Raw genomic sequence first — 18,509 nt, forward strand, 5'->3', positions numbered from 1 at the left:
GTCACCTCACCTGTTGCCCGCCCCGTCAGCGTAGGGCTTGCGACCGCTCAACCAGCCGGGCAAAGAACGAGGCTCCAATCGGCGCGATCTCATCATTGAAGTCATATTTCGGGTGATGCAGGCCCGCGCTCTCGCCCTGCCCCAAAAACAGATAGGCCCCCGGACGCGCCTGCAACATATATGAGAAATCCTCAGCCCCCATTTCGCGGCGGCCCTCGGCCTCCACGTGGCTGTCGCCCGAGACCTCCCTGGCCACGCCAACCGCAAACGCCGCTTTGTCGGCGTGATTGATGGTGGCAGGATAGCCCAGTTCATACGCCAACTTAGCCTCAACCCCGTAGCTCGCCGCCTGACCGTCAACAATCTCCTGCATCCGCGTCATCACCATCGCCTGTACCTCGGGGTCAAAGGTACGCACGGTACCATTGATATAGGCAGTATCGGGAATGACATTGTCGGTGGTGCCGGTGTGGATCTGGGTGACCGAGATCACCAGATCCTGCAACGCATAGTGATTGCGGCTGACAATGGTCTGGATCGCCTGGGCAATACCACAGGCCGCCATCACCGGATCGCGGGTCTCATGCGGCATCGCGCCATGACCACCAAGCCCCTGAATGTTAATATGAAACTCGTCCACTGCCGCCATCAGCGCACCTGAGGTGGTCAGGAAATCCCCCGCCGGCAATCCCGGCGCATTGTGGATGCCGTAGACTTCACCAATATCGAAACGATCCATGATCCCCTCATCCACCATCACACCGGCGCCGCCACCGGCTTCCTCAGCCGGTTGAAAAATCAACGCCACCCGACCACAAAAATTCCGCGTCTCAGCCAGGTATTTTGCCGCCCCCAACAGCATCACCATGTGACCGTCATGACCACAAGCATGCATCTTGCCGACCTTGGTCGATGCATAGTCAACCCCGGTGCCTTCGGGTATCGGCAAGGCATCCATATCCGCACGCAACCCGATGGTCGGCCCAATCCCCTGGCCGTTGATGATCGCCACCATGCCAGTCTGCGCAATACCCTCATGCAGCTCGTCCACCCCAAACGCCCGCAAACGCTCGGCCACAAATGCAGATGTTTCCGGCAGATCGAAACCCAGTTCCGGGATCGTATGCAAATGCCGCCGCCAGGTCTTCATGTCTTCGGCAAAGTCGGCGATACGATTGACAACGGGCATGGGCTGGACTCCTTAGGTCAGACTCGGGATTGATGTATCTGACACTGGAACGAAAGCCGCCGCAATGCCCGAAAACACCTTGATCCACGACCAGACCGCCGGCATCGAACGGCTGCTGGAAATCATCCGCCAACTGCGGGATCCGCAATCCGGCTGTCCCTGGGATATTGAACAGGATTTTGCCAGCATAGCCCCCTACACAATCGAGGAAGCCTATGAGGTTGCCGATGCCATCGAGCGGCAGCAATGGCAGGAATTGAAGGGCGAACTGGGCGATCTGCTGTTTCAATCGGTTTTCCACGCCCAAATGGCACATGAGGCCGGGCATTTCACCTTTCAGGATGTGGTCACCACCATGTCCGACAAAATGGTCAGCCGCCATCCACATGTGTTCGCAGATGAAAGCCGCGACAAATCCGCCGCGCAACAAACCCGCGACTGGGAGGAAATCAAGGCCACTGAGCGCGCGGGCAAAGATCAAAAAGGCACCCTTGACGGAGTTGCCTTGGGGCTGCCGGCTCTGCTGCGCGCCTATAAGCTGCAAAAACGCGCCGCCCGTGTTGGCTTTGACTGGCCCTCGGCGCAGGGCGTACTGGACAAGATCGCTGAAGAAAGCGCTGAACTGGTCGAAGCCCGCGATGAGCTGACCCAGGATGCCGTCGAAGAAGAGTTCGGCGATCTGATGTTTGTGATGGCCAATCTCGGTCGCCACCTCGGGGTTGAGCCCGAAGCCGCGCTGCGCCGTGCCAACGCCAAATTCACCCGCCGCTTTGAAGGTATTGAAACCCGGTTGGCGGCGCTGGGAAAATCCCCGTCGGACAGTAATCTCGATGAAATGGAGGCCCTGTGGACCGCGGTAAAAGCCGCTGAACGCAGCCCGCAAGACACCGAATAACGGCGCGCTTCTGACGCATCTTTTTGCCAAAAATACTCAAATCCCGACCTGCCGCCGCCACGACCGCTGGACAAATCACCATAGCCTTGCAAATCTCCGTCCCTGCAACACCAAGAGGCCTTTCATGACCGCACGCAAAATCATCATCGATACCGACCCCGGCCAGGATGACGCCGTCGCTATTTTGCTGGCCCTCGCCAGCCCCGAGGAGATCGATGTGCTCGGCATTACCGCCGTTGCTGGCAATGTTCCGCTGCCGCTGACCCAGAAAAACGCCCGCATCATTTGCGAGCTGGTCGGCAGGAGCGACATCCCGGTCTATGCCGGCTGCGACGCGCCGCTGCGCCGTCCACTGGTCACCGCCGAGCATGTGCATGGCAAAACCGGCCTCGATGGTCCGGAGCTGACAGATCCAACCATGCCGCTGGCCGATGGGCACGCGGTGGATTTCATCGTCGAGACCCTGCGCAGCCAGTCGTCCGGCACGGTCACCCTATGCCCGCTGGGGCCGCTTACCAATATCGCTGCCGCCTTTAACAAAGCTCCGGATATCATTGAAAAGGTGCAAGAAATCATTCTGATGGGCGGTGCTTATTTTGAGGTTGGCAATATCACCCCAGCAGCCGAGTTCAATATCTACGTTGACCCCGAGGCCGCCGACATCGTCTTCAAATCCGGCTGCCCCATCGTGGTGATGCCACTGGATGTGACCCACAAGGTACTGGTCACCAAACCGCGCTGTGATGCGTTTCGTGCTCTGGACAGCAAGGTTGGCACATTTGTTGCGCAAATGACTGAATTCTTCGAACGCTTTGATGTCGCCAAATACGGCTCTGCCGGTGCGCCTCTGCATGACCCCTGTGTCACCGCCTACCTGATCCGTCCGGCGCTTTTCACCGGCCGCCACATCAACGTGGAAATCGAGACCCAATCCGAGCTGACCCTGGGCATGACCGTCGCCGACTGGTGGGGGGTCACCGATCGCCCGGCCAATGCCACATTCATCGGTGACGTCGACGCCGACGGCTTTTTTGATCTGCTCACCGAACGACTGGCCCGGCTATGAGTGCGGCCTTGCATCTGGCCAAGCCTGACGACCTGAACAAGGTACTGGCGCTGGTTGAAGCCTTTCATCAGGAAATGGGTATTGCCAGCACCGAAGACAGCCGCCGCGCCGCCATTGAACCACTACTGAATGGCATCCCCTACGGGGCCGTCTATCTGGCTGGCCCAACCCGTGCACCGATCGGATACACCGTTGTGACCTTCAGCTGGTCGGTGGAATTTGGCGGCATGGATGGCTCTATCGACGAGCTTTACGTGCGGCCAGCGGTGCGCAGACGCGGCATCGCCACCGAGGTTCTGATCACCCTGCCAAAAACCCTGGCCGAGGCGGGGATCAAGGCGTTGCATCTGGACGTTGATCGCGAGGACCAAAGCGCACAACGGCTGTATGCCCGCACCCGTTTCAAACCACAGGACCGATATATGCTGATGACCAAGGAACTTTGAAACAGCAGGGCCCGCCAAAAACCAACAGCGCCACCGGCGTCAAAGTCCAGCCTCTTTTTGATCTCTTGCGGTACAATCGCGCAAATATCAAAAGCGGCTGCCGTCTGAGCAACCTGCCCCCTGTGCCTGCGCTCGGTCACACCCTTCACCAGGATCGCAATACCCTAGCCGCGCCCAAATCCAGCTCAGACCTAAGTAAAATTCGAATATGGTGCGCTTTTTGATTTAGAACATCATGAAATGGGCGCGCCTTTGGGCCACCTTCTAAACCACGTATCCATATTTGTTCCATATACCATGACCATATACAGCTCCGTTATGGGCCTCGATATACTTGGCATTTGTGTTGCTGAGTTGCGAAAAACGTGTTTCGAGACCAACCGCCTCTGATCGTGGTTTTAGCGATAGAAATGTCCCGAGCCGCGTTAACACGTCTTCAGGCCGATCCACCAAGTCTTCGTATCGGCTAATTAGGCAATCACTTTCCCTAAAATCTTTATCCGCTTGCGAATATGCAACATTCCAATGCTTCATTAATTCTGGCAGCGATGCTTGAGACAGTTTTTGGGTGGCCGTCGATACTGCACGAGGGTCGCGCATAAAAATTATGAAACGGCTTCCAGGAAATACACGACGAAGCCACCATATCTTGGTAAGATTTGGGGGTGATTTTTCAACAAGAACCGGCGAGGTTCCAACAATAAATTGCCGCCATTCCCTTAAGATTTGAGCACGATACGCATGGTAGTCAACTTGATTTTTCAACTCTTCCGACATTTCCTGACTAAATGCGAAAGCGCCGGGGCCACCAAATTTCCTGGCTGGAGAAAACACAGTTTGCATGTGTTGACCTTCGCTCTCCGGGACTGACGCTCGCAAATAGGACGTGTCAAACCGATCCACGATCATTCTTTCAAGCAGTGTTGTTCCGCTGCGATGAAGGCCGCATATGAAAACGAAGGATTCAATATTCGGATCGTACGCGTAGTTTTCTTTTTTCAGACGGGAGATGCCATTAGGGGAATTTTTTCTGGTAGACCGGCCCGGCATTAATTCTATCAGTTTTTTGGCGGCCGGTGACGTGAGTAGTCTCATAGTAATCCCCTGTTAGAGCATGCCCTTCTTAATGACATATATTCCGCTTTCCGAATGTGGGGAGCCAAGCCGGTCTCAGGAAAGCCATGTCATCGGGCCTATATCTACGGTGATCTCTCAATTCACAAGGCCGGTTTGTGTTGGCGGTGTTGCACAATTTTTGACGGCGGAGGTTTCACATCCGGGAACAAGGCCATTTCGACGATTCTCGACGCTATTTCTTGGTGGTGGCGTTGATGCGACTGGCAGGCTGCCCGGCTTGGCGCGAGATGACCCGCGCAAAGGCAACGCTGCTCTTGGGCCAAAAATCCTGCACCAAGGTTCAGGATCAGCCAGGTGGGAATGCACCGCCCCACCTGGGCACATCAATGCCTATGCGAACCAATCGCTTGAAATCTCCTCCGCTGCATTGACCCGTTGGAGATACGCGATCTGGATTGCCTCCTCGCCGCCCGCACCATCGGCATCAAATTCCAGCCATGAGGCAGACCTTGTTCCGTTTAAGCTCAGCAAGTCCGCTGCAAGAGCGGTCACCAAATCGGTGCCCATTGCCTCGAGAAAACCGGAAATCTCCAGCACATCCCCGTCGCTGAGCGAGAAATCTTTGATGGTATCGCCCAGTTCATCCAGCCCGGCGAAGACAAAGACATCCGCTCCGGAGCCGCCGGTGAGGATATCAGCATCGATGCCGCCGATGATCCGGTCGTCGCCGGTACCGCCATTGATCTGATCCACACCACTTCCGCCTGCAATGGTATCGTTGCCTGCGTCTCCTGCGATCCGGTCCATGCCGGCGCCGCCATCAATCACATCATCGTCATCGCCGCCGTAGATTCTGTCGTTGCCAGCGCCGGCGCTTATGGTGTCATTGCCGTTGTCGCCGTAGAGCTTATCGTTGCCTGCCCCGGTTTGGATCCAATCCTGTCCGTCACCGCCTTTTATCCAGTTGAGCCCTCCATCACTGGTGATGCTGTCGTTGCCAACACCGCCGTCAATCCTGTCGGCACCAGAGCCCGTGGTGATGGTGTCGTCACCACCGACAGACTTGATTTGGTTATTGCCGTCACCGGCACTGATATTGTCATTGCCGTCGCCGCTGTCAATTTTATCGGCACCCGAGCCGGTGGTGATGGTGTCGGCACCACCGCCGGACTTGATCTGATTGCGGCCTTCGCCTGCATTGATCAGGTCATCTCCCAAGCCAGCGTCGATCTTGTCATCGCCCAACCCCGAGAGGATCGTATCATTGCCGCTGCCAGACTTGATCTGGTTACTGCCGTCACCGGCATTGATATTGTCATTGCCGTCACCGCTGTCAATTTTGTCGACACCCGAGCCGGTGGTGATGGTGTCAGCACCACCGCCAGACTTGATTTGGTTATTGCCGTCACCGGCATTGATATTGTCATTGCCGTCACCGCCGTCAATCTTGTCGGCACCAGAGCCCGTGGTGATGGTGTCGTCACCACCGCCAGACTTGATTTGGTTATTGCCGTCACCGGCACTGATATTGTCATTGCCGTCGCCGCTGTAAATTTTATCGGCACCCGAGCCAGTGGTGATGGTATTGTTGCCACCGCCGGACTTGATCTGGTTGCGGCCTTCGCCTGCATTGATCAGGTCATCTCCCAAGCCAGCGTCGATCTTGTCATCGCCCAACCCCGAGAGGATCGTATCATTGCCGCTGCCAGACTTGATCTGGTTACTGCCGTCACCGGCATTGATATTGTCATTGCCGTCACCGCTGTCAATTTTATCGACACCCGAGCCGGTGGTGATGGTGTCGGCACCACCGCCAGTCTTGATCTGGTTGTGCCCTTCGCCCGCGCTGACCAGATTATGTCCCAAACCGGCGTCGATCTTGTCATCGCCCAGGCCCGAGATGATGGTGTCATGGCCGCTGCCTGTCTTGATCTGGTTTTTACCGTCACCGGCGTTGATTGTGTTGTTGCCGCCACCGCTGCCAATTCTGTCATCACCAGAGCCAGTGGTGATGGTGTCGTCGCCACCGCCAGCGTAAATCTTGTCATCGCCCGATCCCGAGATGATCACATCATTGCCGATGCCACTCTTGATGTAGTTTTTGCCGTCACCGGCATTGATGATGTTGATCCCTTCGCCAGCGTCGATTTTGTCATCTCCAGAGCTAGCTGTGATGGTATCATTGCCACTGCCACTCTTGATCTGGTTGCGACCGTCCCCTGCATCAATTTGAACATTGCCGTTGCCAGTGGTGATCTTGTCGTCTTTGGCGCCGGTTATGATCGTATCATTGCCATCGCCACTCTTGATCTGGTTGCGACCATCGACCGCTGTGATGTGATCATTGCCGTTGCCAGTGGTGATCCTGTCATCCCCCGTGCCGGTGATGATCGTATTATTGCCGGTGCCAGTGGTGATCTGATTTCGCCCATTGCCCGCATCGACATGATTATTCCCCTCGCCGACATATATCTTGTCGTCCCCGGCGCCCGCCGTGACAGTGTCATCACCGTCTCCAGTGGTTATCCGGTTTCGTCCTTCCCCCCCGTGCAGAACATCGTTGCCGATGCCGCCATCCAAGAGGTCGTCGCCGGTTCCACCGTCGAGGCTGTCATCTCCGTCTCCACCGTACAGCTTGTCGTTGCCTTCGCCGCCGTCCAGCGTGTCGGCACCTTCCAGCCCATAAAGACTGTCGGCGCCTCCATTTCCCTCGATCAAATTGTCCCCGCTATTGCCGGTGGCTGTATCCTTGCCACGGCCCAAAATGATGTTTTCGATTTCCGTTCCATCAGCAATAGTCAGAACCTTGGAGCCGATTTTGCTTCGGCCGCCGCTCTCGAGTGTCACCCGCGTGTTATAGGTCACAGCGCTAAGATCCAGGGTATCGATGCCACCGTCGGTATCGGTGACAAGCCCCAGTGCAGATGTCCAATTGAGGTTGAAATCATTATCAAAGGTATAGGTTGTATCGACAGATCCCGGTGTCGGAGGTGGCGGTAGCGGCGGTGTATCACCGCTGTCAATGATGTCTGCTACATTGGCATCAGCCGAGACACCGGTCAAAAAAGCCAATTGGGTTGTTGATCCGTTATAAGTGACCTGCAGCCACGACCCACCAGCCCCCGCCGCCAGAGACACAACCCCGTCACTGACAGGTGTGGTGCCGCCATAGCCGATGTCTTGCAGCAATTGCCCCAGATCGACGCGATCACCTGCCGCCAAATCAAAATCTGTGACTGTATCACCGGCTTCAGACAGGCTGGCGTAGACAAAACGGTCAGCGCCAGTACCACCTGTCAACTGGTCTGCACCGGTGCCGCCGATCAGGATATCATTGCCGTTGCCTGCATCGATCTGATCGTCGCCGCCACCACCGTTCAGCCGGTTGTCCGCATCATTGCCGATGATGATATCATTGCCAGACCCGGTGATTGCATTCTCGATGACGGTTCCGCGGGCAATGGAAAAATTGCCTATTTTACCGTTCAGATTGGAATAGGTTTCAATCCCGAGGTCGAGCATTTGGTTATAGCTGCGCGAGCCCAGATCAATGAGGTCAATGCCGCCGCTGTCGACGATCGCAACAGACCATCGGCTTGACAGGTCCATGCCCACACGGCCAGTGGTCTCGCCGTCACCGTATACAGTATCGCCCGTCTCGACATTTGTTGGCGTCCCGTACAGCTGATACACGGCCGCAATATCAGCCAGCTGCGCAGTGGCCAGGAACGAATAAGACGCATCGGTCGAGGTGTTCTCGGTCTGGCTGAAATAGGACATGATCGACATCTGCCAGCTGTCATTGGCGAAATTCGCATTTGCCCCATAGCTGGCACTGCCATTGTAGTTGCCGGTATGGCCCAGCCCCAGTGCATGGCCGATTTCGTGAATGAACGTCTGGAGATAATAGTCGCCGTAGCCAGACCATGAGCTGGCCACGTTGATATGGGAACTGATAACAGTGCTGCCGCTGATGCTGGAGCTTGCGTAGGCACCAGATTGATTGTCGTCAAAAGTGATTTGGGCCGAGCTGCTTTGGACAAACTCAATCCCGGTAATGGCTGTCCAGCTGTCCAGCGCCTGACGCGCCGTTGTTTGACCCGCCGAATTCAGGCCATTCAGGTTCACTGTGATCTGGCCACCGGGCTCAACATCATAGGACCGTTGTGCGCGCCCGGTATCCTCCCAGTAGCCTTGGGTCAGATAGGTCGCCACCTGATCAATGGTGTAAGTAGGCTTGGACGCCGACGACGTAGACGTGCTGCCACTGCTGGTCGCATTGTCGGCAGGATCGGTATGATCAGGATTTCCACAAAGGTCACACATGTTGCATTCCTTTTCGGTTGTAAATTTTATAGGGGAAGGGCGGTAGAGCGAACCAGTTGAACGGCATAGGGGGTCAGGTCACTTGAAGTCAGCGCCCGGTCCATGACCGAATATTCAATCACCGGTCCGTTGCCACTCTGCCCGTCAGCGCTTTGCCAGCTGAGGTATCCCGACAGCCAGTCCTGCGCGCGGTGCTTTTCGACGTATCGTATTGTCAGACCGGCCTGGGCATCCGGATCTGCCGATAGGGATATGCGGTAATCCTGCCACTCGGCGGACAATGCCTGCAGCAGCGCTTGGCAGATTGGCGTCTGCTGCTCGCAACGAAGCAGGATAAGCGGCGCATCATTGCCCATCGCCGCAGCGCCAGTGGCGACAAGCATGGCAACGGACGATACTTTAGCGATGTTTTTGAGAGGGGCCATGGAATGGGTTCACTTAACGGTTCGAGAGTTTCATTTATGTCTCGCGCCGTTCTGGCTGCTGTTAACACCTTAGACATAACATTCGGTCAGGAAAGGGTTCCAAACTAGGCCAAAATGTGACCCGCGGTTAGGCGACGTCTGCGACTCCCCTTAGATCTGGGAACGACAGGAGACGCCATCAGGGCACGTGCGCCGATGTAATCACTCACGTTTCCAGCGGTCAGCAACAACCGGATCGGGCGACCGAATGCATCGGTCACGGCGTGCAGTTTTGAGTTCAAACCACCCTTTGTCAGTCCAATCAGGCGGGTTTTGCCCCCTTTTTGAGAGCCAGGCTTGATGCTGTTCGGTGCGCTTTAAGATGGGTCGCATCAATCATAAGCACGTCGGTTTTGTCACCTCGCGGGCCAACTCCATGAGAATGCGAGCGAATATCGCCTTGCGGCTCCAGCGGACCCACCTGCTGTAGAGCATCTTCGCAGGACCGTATTCCGCTGGGGCATCCCGTCACCTTAACCCATTGCGGTTAATAAATATTAGTCCGCTCAGGACACGTCTATCATCCCTCTCGGGACATTGCTATGCAATGCCCTGCCGAGCAGTGAACGCGAGGCTTCCCATGCGATTTCGGAAAGAACGGCTTAAGACGGGACATCTGGATGGCCGTTAGCCAGAAACGATCGCTCATATCACTGCTCCTGTTTGATTGAAGTGGTCCTAGTTTTCAGGACAGGTTTGCGACTTTGCTAAGATGCATCAGGTTTATGTTCATGCCGCTTTTTGTGTCTCCGCTTGGCCGAAGTATGCGGTGTCTGGCGTGCGCTTATCAAGGGCTGTGTAAGGTCGCTCAGAGTTGTAGAATTCGATCCAGTTATCGATGATCCGTTTTGCTTGGAAACCATCGGTGAATTCATGCAGGTAGACGGCTTATTGTTTCAATGGTCGCCAGAGGCGTTCAATGAAGATTGTTATCCAAATAACGTCCGCGACCGTCCATTGATATTTTGATGGTGGCTTCGGTCAAAGTCGTGACCCAGCCAGCGCCCGTGTATTGGCAGCCTTGATCCGTATTCATTATCTCTGGCTTCCCATATTTTGCGATGGCCTCCTCCAGCGCCTCAATGTAAAAGCTGGCGTCGAGCGTATTTGAGAGCCGCCAGGACAGCACTTTGCGGGTTGCCCAATCCATGATCGCTACCAAGTACAAAAGGCCGTTTTTGACGGGTATGTAGGTACTATCACTGCACCAAACTTGATTGGGCCGCGTAATTGCAAGCTTCCTCAGCAGGTATGGATATATCCTGTTCTGTGGGTGCTTTTTGCTGGTGTTTGGGCCTTTGTACCCTCTCGTGCATGTAAACATGCACTGCCGGGCGATGGATGGCCTGTAATCCCATGGAGTTCATGAGGCGACGCACACGATGCCGCCCAGCCGAGAACCCTGACTGAGGAAGATAGGCCGCAATCTGACGGCTTCCCCTCTCGGGACATTGCTTTGCAATGCCCTGCCGGGCAATGAAAGAACGGGTATTTCGTGAACACCCTATCAATCTCATGCATCAGTTTAGGCGTCTCAAAATTCACCCCAACGGGCGTGTAATAGATCGACGAGCGGTTGATCTTGAGAAGCTTAGGTAATCCCCCCATTTTTAACAGGGGGCGGTCGTAGAATTTACGCGGCCATTTTCAGTTTCATTGCGGGTGTGATGCCGCCGAGGCCCATATTCGGGCGGTCATTATTGTAAGTCCATAGCCATTGTGTGGCAAAGTCCTGTGCCTCCTCTATGTTTTCGATGATATGTTGGTCCAACCATTCATGCCTGACGGTGCGATTATAGCGCTCGATGTAAGCGTTCTGCTGCGGCTTTCCGGGTTGAATGTACTGGATGATAATACCTTGTTTCTCAGCCCATTCCAGCAGCTTACCACTGATGTACTCCGGCCCATTATCGACCCGAATGGTTCCTGGTTTCCCACGCCATTCAATGATCCGATTAAGGCTGCGAATAACCCGTTCGGCTGGCAAAGAAAAATCGACCTCGATGCCCAAACCCTCGCGGTTAAAATCATCCAGCACGTTCAAGAGCCGAAACGCCCGACCATCCCCGAGGCGATCCGCCATGAAGTCCATCGACCAGGTCATGTTCGGGGCGTCCGGCACTGCCAGCGCATCGGGTTTGTCCCGCTTTAACCGTTTCCGAGGTTTGATCCGCAAGTTCAGTTCCAGTTCGCAGTAAATCCGGTAAACCCTTTTGTGGTTCCACGAATGACCTTGCACGTTACGTAGATGCAGGAAACATAGCCCAAACCCCCAAGTCTTCCGTGCGGCCGTCAGCCCAACCAGCAGATCGGCAATCTCTTCGTTCTCATCGCTCAAGAGCGGGCTGTAACGATAGCACGTCTCACTGACATCAAACGTGCGGCAGGCCAGCGCAATGCTGATACCGTGGCGCGCCACCGCTTTCTCGGCCAGACCCCGTCGTAAGGCTGGCCGGATCACTTTTTTCCCAGGGCTTCCTTCAGTAATTCTGCTTGCATGCTCATCTCGGCATACATCTTTTTCAGCCGCCGGTTCTCGTCTTCAAGCGCCTTCATTTGGCTGATCATCGACGCGTCCATACCACCGTATTTTGATCGCCATTTGTAGAACGACGCGTTGCTCATCCCGTGCTCGCGGCACAGCTCCGTTACAGGCACACCGCCTTCGGCTTGGCGTAGGATCGCAAGAATTTGGGGTTCGCTATATCTCGTCATCTTCATCAAAATCTCCTCATGCATTCTGCCGAGAAAATTCTACTTCCACATCCCCTTAGTTTCGGGGGGGATTACCCTTACACTGGCGCGTCAGGCTCAGGTTAGTGTTGTCTTTGCGGATCATCTCGCGGCATTCCCCCTCTCAGCGATGCAAGCATCGCCTGCCGGGCAGTGGACGGGCTCACAGCTTCAGCCCTTGTGACAAAAAATCACTTTCCACTGCCAGTTGATTAATCTTGACATGTAACTCTTTGATCTCGCAGTCCTTATTCTCAGCTTTTTTTACCTTGTCTGAGAAGACACCTGCCATGCCTTCGATCGCCTGTCGTTTCCATGTGCTCACCTGCGTCGGGTGGAGCTGCCGCTTGGCCGCGATTTCCTGAACCGTCTTGTCACCGCGCAGTGCCTCAAGCACCACAGCAGCCTTGTACTTGTCTGAAAAATTCCGTCGCTTCGTCATTCTCGCATCCATTCGTTCGGGTTGGATACATCTTAGCACGCTGTCCAAATTTGCCGGACCACTTCAATGCGATTGCAGCCCGAAATGCACACGCCGTGATCCCGCCGCGCAAGAACGCCAAGTTATGGAAGCCTGACACGCCCGGGACCAAGGCACGAGCCAAAGCGGTCCGATCCTCAAAGTATCTGGGCCGTGCATTGTGGCAGCAACTGACTGGATACCACCGCCGTAGCCGCGTCGAGACGAAACCTCTCGGGACATCGCGTTGCGATGCCCTGCCGGTCAGTGGATGCATTGTATGAAACTTTTAGGTCAGCGCCTCTCCGCAAGAGACTTCGAGCGGCAGGTTGCTGAGATCCAAATCCGCGCTGCGATCCTCAATGGCTTCACGGCGCTTGGCATACCCAAGACCGAGGCTGTAGGGTAAATCCGTTCGGGGCAAGGGGAAGCCTGACCTCAAGCCGATTTGTGCAACAAAGCCCAGTGCTCGCGACAAAAATGGATGTATATTTCTACCCCAGATAAGCGCGAAGGCCTTCTATATCTGCGAGATCTGGCATCATGTGAATCATTCGGTTGCAATTTGTGCAAAGGACTGCCAAATCCGAAATCTCCAGACGACGCGTCTTAAAATTCTCTGCGTATGGCACCTTATGATGAACTTCAAAAATGGCGCCACGAAACTTGTCCTCGTGAGAAATCCCACAGCATTCACATTTATACCCGTACTGCTTAAGGGCCATTTTTCGAGCCTTTGAGGTGCGCTCAACCCCTACTGACCATTTCCTACGCTTCTTTTCGCAGTCGATGCTGCTTTCAAGTCCTTGAGCCAACTTTTCAAACCAAACAACCCAAGGACTATCTGCATCCCCATAGAGAACTGGGAACATGCCTGGAGGTCTGGGCTGCAATTCATCGTTTCTTTTGTCAACCGGGATCAAAAATGCATCCTTTGGGTCGACCTTAACCCGGCAGGATATCTTATCCTTGCCAGCCTTAAGGCGATCTGGGTGCCGAACTGGAGAAGCAAAAACTGTCGCATTCCTGTAGTATCCGCACAAAACACCACCACTGATAAAAAGCACGGTTACGTTCGAGACTTTGTCAGCGTCGCGATCCCCGCCCAACCGACTTAAGTCGCCTCCTCCGTTCTTTGGAAGGTAGCCATAGATAAAGCCATCGGATGCGAGTGAAAAATTGGAAATCTCACTAGGAACTTTACCGCTCTTTCCATACCCCATAACAGGGTCGGCAGACAGGTTTTCGCCCTCAAATCGGGCGAAATTTTCCACACGCGCCAGTAGATATGGACCTGTCACGGTATTGTTCCGCCCCTTTGAGAGCATATTCTGCCCCAAAGGAGATACACCATGGCACCACGACCATCCGAAGAATTCAAACGCGACGCAGTGCGGATCGCACTGACCAGCGGGCTGACCCGCCGACAGGCGTCCTCCGATCTTGGGGTTGGTATGTCCACCCTGTGCAAGTGGATCAGAACCTATCGTGACGCGGACGTTGTTTCGAAAGAGGATCAGGAACTGGCCAATGAGAACGAGCGCCTTCGCCGGGAAAACCGCCTTCTACGTGAGGAGAGGGAGCTGCTAAAAAAAGCAACAATCTTCTTTGCGGACCAAAGCAAATGAGGTTTTCATTTGTTGAAAAGCACCGCAATAGCATTCCCACAGAGCGACTTTGCCGGATTGTGGATGTCACCCCACGTGGCTACCGAGCCTGGCGCAAACGCCCTGCCTGCCAGCGTCAACGTGGGGATATGGTTCTGTTGGCCCACATCCGGGAGCAGCACCGCCTGAGTTTGCAGAGCTACGGCCGACCGAGAATGGTCGAAGAACTGAAAGAGCTTGGTCTGGATATTGGTCACCGCCGTGTCGGCCGATTGATGCGCCAGAACGGCATATCTGTTGTCAGAACCCGTAAGTACAAGGCCACAACGGACAGCAATCACAAGTTCAACATCACGCCAAACCTGCTGAACCGGAACTTCTCAGCAGATCGACCCAATCAAAAATGGGTTGTTGATATCAGCTACATCTGGACCCGCGAGGGCTGGCTCTATCTGGCCGTGGTTCTGGACCTGTACTCCAGGCGCGTGGTCGGTTGGGCTGTCAGCAACCGGATGAAGCGCGATCTGGCCATACGGGCGCTGAACATGGCCATAACCCTGCGCAGGCCGCCCAAAGGATGCATCCATCATTCTGATAGGGGCAGCCAATATTGCTCGCAGGATTACCAGAAAATCCTGCGCCGGTATGGCTTCAAGGTATCCATGAGCGGCAAGGGTAATTGCTATGATAACGCCGCAATGGAAACCTTCTTCAAAACCATCAAAGCGGAATTGATCTGGCGGCACTCTTGGCAAACCCGCAGGGCTGCTGAGATCGCCATCTTCGAGTACATTAATGGGTTCTATAATCCCCGCCGGAGACACTCGGCATTAGGCTGGAAAAGTCCCTTGGCTTTTGAAAAGATCGCCGCCTAAATGAGCACAAGGGGCGGAACGAAAGCGGGACAGGTCCACTTATCAAATAACGCTATTTGGACCCATAGGCGCTGACGTCAGACAGGTTGGCGTTGGTGGGGCCAGTATAGCAGCGTTTGAAGAATTCGCCGGCGGACTTGCGGTTGCACTTCCGGACGATGCGCAGGCCATATTTGACTGGGTGCAAGACGCCATATCCGAACGCTAGACCCAAATGATAAGGCGCTTTGAAATCTCTTTCAAAGCGCCTGACCTAGATCTGTTGCCGGTTACCCTGCGCCCTTTGGCTTAGGCAGGGTTCCCATTTTGTAAGGTTCCCAATCTGTGATTTCGGGGTAGAATTGCTTGCGCCAGGCCCGGACACGTGGGTTAAACACCCGGCGCCACAGCGGCGGGATCATCGCCAGTGCAGTCATCGGCGGATAGCCCGTCGGCAACAGCGGCACTTCGCTCTCATCATAGACCTGCAACAGCGGAAAGCGCCGCATCGGATGGGCGTGATGATCAGCGTGACGTTGCAGATTGATCAGCAGCAGCCCCGAGACCCGATGAGCGGAATCCCATGAGTGATGCGGCCGCACCGGCTCGTATTTGCCGTCGCCCAGATGTTTGCGAGTCAGCCCATAGTGCTCGACATAGTTGGTCAATTCCAACTGCCAGATGGCAACAAAGGCCTGAAACACAAACAGGCCCACACCGATCCAGCCGCCAATGGCAAAGGCGATGGCAAGGAAGACAACCTGCAGTCCCAGATATTTCCAGATCGGATTGCCCGGATGCCACGGCGACCTATTGAGCCGGGCCTGCATCGCTTTTTCCGCCCGCCAGGCCGAACCAAAACCCGTCCACAATGTGCGTGCAAAGGCGCGGTGGAATCCCTCGTTATAGCGCGCTGTCACCGTATCGCGCGAGGTGCCAACATGGGGGTGATGCACCAACAGATGCTCGGTGCGAAAATGGCCATAGAGTACCAGGGCCATCAGCAGATCGCCCAAGCCCCGCTCGATCCGGTTGGGTTTGTGAAACAGCTCATGTGCGTAGACAATGCCGACGGTTCCGGTTGTGACACCGATGCCGAACATGATGCCAAGGGTTTCCAATGTCGAATACTGACCAACTCGGGTCAAATAATAGAGCGACCCAAACACCAGAGTGATTTGAATCGGGAACCAGATGCAGGTGAGCAAGCGAAACCAGAAAAGCTCGGCCTCAGGGGTGTCAGGATCGGGATTACGCAGGTCTTTGCCCATGATAATGTCCAGCAATGGCATCAGCACCCAGCCGTAGAAAGGGATCAACAATATCGTCCACCCTCCCTGTAAAACTGCCAGAACCACTAAGGGTACAAATGTCAGTGTCATCCAGTAGGGCCAAGGGTTTAGTCGATTTTTGTCGGTTGGGGATTCAGTCGCCCATGTCATATTCAGTTCTCCTTATTGCTATCATCAGAGCGCGGGGTGAGGCGCAGGCGAATACCATTGGCCGAGCGCACCGTCAGATGCGCGACGGGCATCGGGTCATCACCTTTGACAACCTCAAATCGATAGGCCCGTACCAGCATCGACAACAGCAACACTCCTTCGGCCATGGCAAAGGCAGAGCCTGGACACACCCTGGCGCCAGCAGAAAATGGGATGTAGGCCGAGCGCAGGCACTCCTTGCCGTTGGGCGTATCAAAGCGACCTGGATCAAACTCATCAGGTCTGTCCCACAGGCGCTCGTGGCGATGCAGGTGCCATGGGCTGATGATGACCTGTGAGCCAGGCTTGACCTTGCGGCCTCGGAACTGTTCCGGGCAGGTGGCCTCGCGGACATACATGGGCACCGGCGGATAAAGCCGCATCGCCTCGCGAAACACAGAGCGGGAATGGCGCAGTTTAGACAGGGCCGAGAAATAGATTTTCTCAGGGTCAATTTCCGCCAAAGCTTCCTCGGCCAATTTGTCTTGCCAAACGGGGTAACGGGCCAGCAGATACAGCGCCCAGGCCAATGCCGCCGCCGAGGTTTCATGACCGGCCAGAAAGAAAATGGCGACCTGATCAATCATTTCCTCGGTTTCAAATACCGTGCCGGTTTCCGGGTCCGGCGTGGTCATGATCTTGGTGGCCAGATCATCCGGCGCGGTGCCGTCTGCGATGGCAGCAGCGCGTTGTTGCGTCAACTGCCCGATCAAACCACGAATTGTGCGGGCCGTTTCCTTGGTTTTGCGCGAATGAAACCGCGGAAACCATTTTGGCAACGGCAAAACAGCCGCGATATTGGCAATCGGATGCGCCGCCTGATGTTCACGAAAGGTCTCAAACGCCGCATTGGCAATTTCATGGTCGATTGGGACCGAAAACAAGGTGCGGAAAATCACATCCATCGCCAGATGGCTGGTCTGGGCCTCGATCTCGACAGGAGAGCCATCCGCCATCGGTTTCAGGCGTTCGACTGCCGCATTGCCACAGTCCCACATCGACGGGAACACGGTTCGCAATCGCCCGCCCTCAAACGCCGGGTCAATGATGCGACGTTGACGGGCCCATGTTTCACCGTTCGAGATAAAGACGGACTCGCCCAAAAGCGGTTTCAATCCGACCCGGATCCGCTCAGACTTGGGAAAGTCTTTTGGGCGTTTTTTCAAAACCAGATCAACAAGATCGGGATCATTGCACAGGTATGACCTGAAAAATGGAGTGCGCATCTCGGCCATCCAAGCGCGGTACAAATGTGCGGGCTGGGCCGACAGAATGTCCTTTTTGAACAGCCGGAAATAAGTCCATAGCGAAACTCTACCCTGCCGGGCAACAGGTTTAGGCGGCACATCCATTGGCGGCACAGGTTTCTCGTCTAGCAATTCGGGCCCCACAACAGTGATAATTGGTCAGAGTTGCACGATTTCTCCTTTGTCATCTTTGGTTTGTAATTGACGATCATCAATTTTTGCTACGATAGATCCTTTACTGCGGATTCAAGGCCAAAACAGCAGGCGTTATTGTCCAATATCAAACACGTCGCAGGAAAAAGCGTCTATTCAGGCTCATGTTACCTCAACGAGGAACGAGATGTCGGACCCATCAAACCCAATACACCCTTGCGGGGCCTGCGATTTTTATAACGACAGCGTCTGGCAACCCGTTGCCTCCTGCTCAGTTTCCGTCCTGTCCCGTGGCTATTCGCGCAAGGATCTAAGCAAAGGGCAATCCCTCTACTATCAGGAGGATGAAAACCGGGGGGTGTTCTGTTTGTCCAAAGGTTTGGTCGCGCTTCGCACATATCACCAAAATGGTTCGTCAACCTTGCTCCGGCTGGCCTATCCCGGCGACATCATCGGCTTTCGGTCTTTTCTCGAAAACCGCCCACACCGAACTGAAGCGCGTGCACTCTTG

At 55.1% G+C, this 18,509-nt stretch carries 16 protein-coding genes and 3 pseudogenes; 6 read left to right on the plus strand and 13 right to left on the minus strand.

Annotated features, from left to right (window positions below; genetic code table 11):
* Nucleotides 1–25 precede the first annotated feature (25 nt).
* Nucleotides 26–1,189, minus strand: coding sequence for a M20 aminoacylase family protein (locus QPJ95_RS21165; protein ID WP_270918054.1), 1,164 nt, complete (start codon nt 1,187–1,189; stop codon nt 26–28).
* 64 nt (nt 1,190–1,253) lie between these two features.
* Between QPJ95_RS21165 and mazG the strand changes: the two genes are divergently transcribed.
* The 3 genes from mazG (at nt 1,254) to QPJ95_RS21180 (ending at nt 3,596) form a co-directional block, all read left to right on the plus strand.
* Entirely contained in the window at nt 1,254–2,084 is an 831-nt protein-coding gene (gene mazG, locus QPJ95_RS21170) for a nucleoside triphosphate pyrophosphohydrolase (protein ID WP_270918053.1), read from the plus strand.
* Nucleotides 2,085–2,208: 124 nt separating this feature from the next.
* Nucleotides 2,209–3,150, plus strand: coding sequence for a nucleoside hydrolase (locus tag QPJ95_RS21175; protein ID WP_270918052.1), 942 nt, complete (start codon nt 2,209–2,211; stop codon nt 3,148–3,150).
* The gene (locus QPJ95_RS21180; RefSeq protein WP_270918051.1) at nt 3,147–3,596 is read left to right on the plus strand and encodes a GNAT family N-acetyltransferase; all 450 of its coding nucleotides are present in this window, start codon (nt 3,147–3,149) and stop codon (nt 3,594–3,596) included. Before QPJ95_RS21175 ends, QPJ95_RS21180 begins: the two co-directional genes overlap by 4 nt.
* 264 nt (nt 3,597–3,860) lie before the next feature.
* Here the strand turns inward: QPJ95_RS21180 and QPJ95_RS21185 are convergent, their stop codons facing one another.
* From QPJ95_RS21185 to QPJ95_RS21215, 9 genes and pseudogenes are all read right to left on the minus strand, one after another.
* Complete coding sequence (locus tag QPJ95_RS21185; RefSeq protein ID WP_270918050.1) at nt 3,861–4,691, minus strand: sulfotransferase family protein; 831 nt, start codon at nt 4,689–4,691, stop codon at nt 3,861–3,863.
* Nucleotides 4,692–5,063: 372 nt separating this feature from the next.
* Nucleotides 5,064–8,999, minus strand: coding sequence for a M10 family metallopeptidase C-terminal domain-containing protein (locus QPJ95_RS21190; RefSeq protein ID WP_270918049.1), 3,936 nt, complete (start codon nt 8,997–8,999; stop codon nt 5,064–5,066).
* 26 nt (nt 9,000–9,025) lie between these two features.
* On the minus strand, nt 9,026–9,424 hold the full coding sequence (locus QPJ95_RS21195; RefSeq protein WP_270918048.1) for a hypothetical protein: 399 nt from the start codon (nt 9,422–9,424) through the stop codon (nt 9,026–9,028).
* Nucleotides 9,425–9,594: 170 nt separating this feature from the next.
* Nucleotides 9,595–10,112 (minus strand): annotated as a pseudogene (locus QPJ95_RS21200) (IS5 family transposase); the annotation flags it as partial.
* 80 nt (nt 10,113–10,192) lie between these two features.
* The gene (locus QPJ95_RS24375) at nt 10,193–10,342 is read right to left on the minus strand and encodes an integrase core domain-containing protein (RefSeq protein ID WP_390923857.1); all 150 of its coding nucleotides are present in this window, start codon (nt 10,340–10,342) and stop codon (nt 10,193–10,195) included.
* Nucleotides 10,343–10,379: 37 nt separating this feature from the next.
* Nucleotides 10,380–10,631, minus strand: coding sequence for a DDE-type integrase/transposase/recombinase (locus tag QPJ95_RS24380; protein ID WP_390922722.1), 252 nt, complete (start codon nt 10,629–10,631; stop codon nt 10,380–10,382).
* A gap of 31 nt (nt 10,632–10,662) precedes the next feature.
* Nucleotides 10,663–10,980 (minus strand): IS3 family transposase, encoded by a 318-nt coding sequence (locus QPJ95_RS24385; protein WP_390922725.1) that lies wholly within the window; start codon nt 10,978–10,980, stop codon nt 10,663–10,665.
* A gap of 116 nt (nt 10,981–11,096) precedes the next feature.
* Nucleotides 11,097–12,184, minus strand: a protein-coding gene (locus tag QPJ95_RS21210) for an IS3 family transposase (protein WP_286018159.1) whose coding sequence is annotated in 2 segments (ribosomal slippage) — nt 11,097–11,923 and nt 11,923–12,184 — 1,089 coding nt in all. Because the reading frame shifts where the segments join, the coding sequence is not laid out codon by codon here.
* Between the two features lie 175 nt (nt 12,185–12,359).
* Nucleotides 12,360–12,638, minus strand: coding sequence for a transposase (locus tag QPJ95_RS21215; RefSeq protein ID WP_270921290.1), 279 nt, complete (start codon nt 12,636–12,638; stop codon nt 12,360–12,362).
* Nucleotides 12,639–12,703: 65 nt separating this feature from the next.
* Here QPJ95_RS21215 and QPJ95_RS21220 point away from each other — a divergent pair.
* Nucleotides 12,704–13,065: pseudogene (locus QPJ95_RS21220) on the plus strand (hypothetical protein); the annotation flags it as partial.
* 85 nt (nt 13,066–13,150) lie between these two features.
* Here the strand turns inward: QPJ95_RS21220 and QPJ95_RS21225 are convergent.
* Nucleotides 13,151–13,957 (minus strand): HNH endonuclease, encoded by an 807-nt coding sequence (locus QPJ95_RS21225; RefSeq protein WP_286018198.1) that lies wholly within the window; start codon nt 13,955–13,957, stop codon nt 13,151–13,153.
* A 51-nt stretch (nt 13,958–14,008) separates the two neighbouring features.
* Here QPJ95_RS21225 and QPJ95_RS21230 point away from each other — a divergent pair.
* Nucleotides 14,009–15,138, plus strand: a protein-coding gene (locus QPJ95_RS21230) for an IS3 family transposase (protein WP_390922366.1) whose coding sequence is annotated in 2 segments (ribosomal slippage) — nt 14,009–14,252 and nt 14,252–15,138 — 1,131 coding nt in all. Because the reading frame shifts where the segments join, the coding sequence is not laid out codon by codon here.
* Nucleotides 15,139–15,407: 269 nt separating this feature from the next.
* Here the strand turns inward: QPJ95_RS21230 and QPJ95_RS21235 are convergent.
* A complete protein-coding gene (locus tag QPJ95_RS21235) occupies nt 15,408–16,559 on the minus strand; it encodes an alkane 1-monooxygenase (protein WP_270921133.1) in 1,152 nt (383 codons plus the stop codon).
* 2 nt (nt 16,560–16,561) lie between these two features.
* On the minus strand, nt 16,562–17,950 hold the full coding sequence (locus QPJ95_RS21240; protein WP_270921134.1) for a cytochrome P450: 1,389 nt from the start codon (nt 17,948–17,950) through the stop codon (nt 16,562–16,564).
* Nucleotides 17,951–18,185: 235 nt separating this feature from the next.
* On the opposite strand from QPJ95_RS21240, the pseudogene QPJ95_RS21245 reads away from it, so the two are divergent.
* Nucleotides 18,186–18,500, plus strand: a pseudogene (locus QPJ95_RS21245) (Crp/Fnr family transcriptional regulator); the annotation flags it as partial.
* Between the last annotated feature and the right edge of the window lie 9 nt (nt 18,501–18,509).

The sequence above is a fragment of the Parasedimentitalea psychrophila genome (genome assembly GCF_030285785.1).
Taxonomy (GTDB): domain Bacteria; phylum Pseudomonadota; class Alphaproteobacteria; order Rhodobacterales; family Rhodobacteraceae; genus Parasedimentitalea; species Parasedimentitalea psychrophila.

What these genes read in the sequence shown, in the direction of transcription:
- QPJ95_RS21165 (WP_270918054.1), bottom strand. Translation starts at nt 1,189, where the DNA reads ATGCCCGTTGTCAATCGTATCGCCGACTTTGCCGAAGACATGAAGACC.
- QPJ95_RS21235 (WP_270921133.1), bottom strand. Translation starts at nt 16,559, where the DNA reads ATGACATGGGCGACTGAATCCCCAACCGACAAAAATCGACTAAACCCT.
- QPJ95_RS21175 (WP_270918052.1), top strand. Translation starts at nt 2,209, where the DNA reads ATGACCGCACGCAAAATCATCATCGATACCGACCCCGGCCAGGATGAC.
- QPJ95_RS21180 (WP_270918051.1), top strand. Translation starts at nt 3,147, where the DNA reads ATGAGTGCGGCCTTGCATCTGGCCAAGCCTGACGACCTGAACAAGGTA.
- QPJ95_RS24385 (WP_390922725.1), bottom strand. Translation starts at nt 10,980, where the DNA reads ATGAGATTGATAGGGTGTTCACGAAATACCCGTTCTTTCATTGCCCGG.
- QPJ95_RS21185 (WP_270918050.1), bottom strand. Translation starts at nt 4,691, where the DNA reads ATGAGACTACTCACGTCACCGGCCGCCAAAAAACTGATAGAATTAATG.
- QPJ95_RS21215 (WP_270921290.1), bottom strand. Translation starts at nt 12,638, where the DNA reads ATGACGAAGCGACGGAATTTTTCAGACAAGTACAAGGCTGCTGTGGTG.
- QPJ95_RS21240 (WP_270921134.1), bottom strand. Translation starts at nt 17,950, where the DNA reads ATGGATGTGCCGCCTAAACCTGTTGCCCGGCAGGGTAGAGTTTCGCTA.
- QPJ95_RS21195 (WP_270918048.1), bottom strand. Translation starts at nt 9,424, where the DNA reads ATGGCCCCTCTCAAAAACATCGCTAAAGTATCGTCCGTTGCCATGCTT.
- mazG (WP_270918053.1), top strand. Translation starts at nt 1,254, where the DNA reads ATGCCCGAAAACACCTTGATCCACGACCAGACCGCCGGCATCGAACGG.
- QPJ95_RS21190 (WP_270918049.1), bottom strand. Translation starts at nt 8,999, where the DNA reads ATGTGTGACCTTTGTGGAAATCCTGATCATACCGATCCTGCCGACAAT.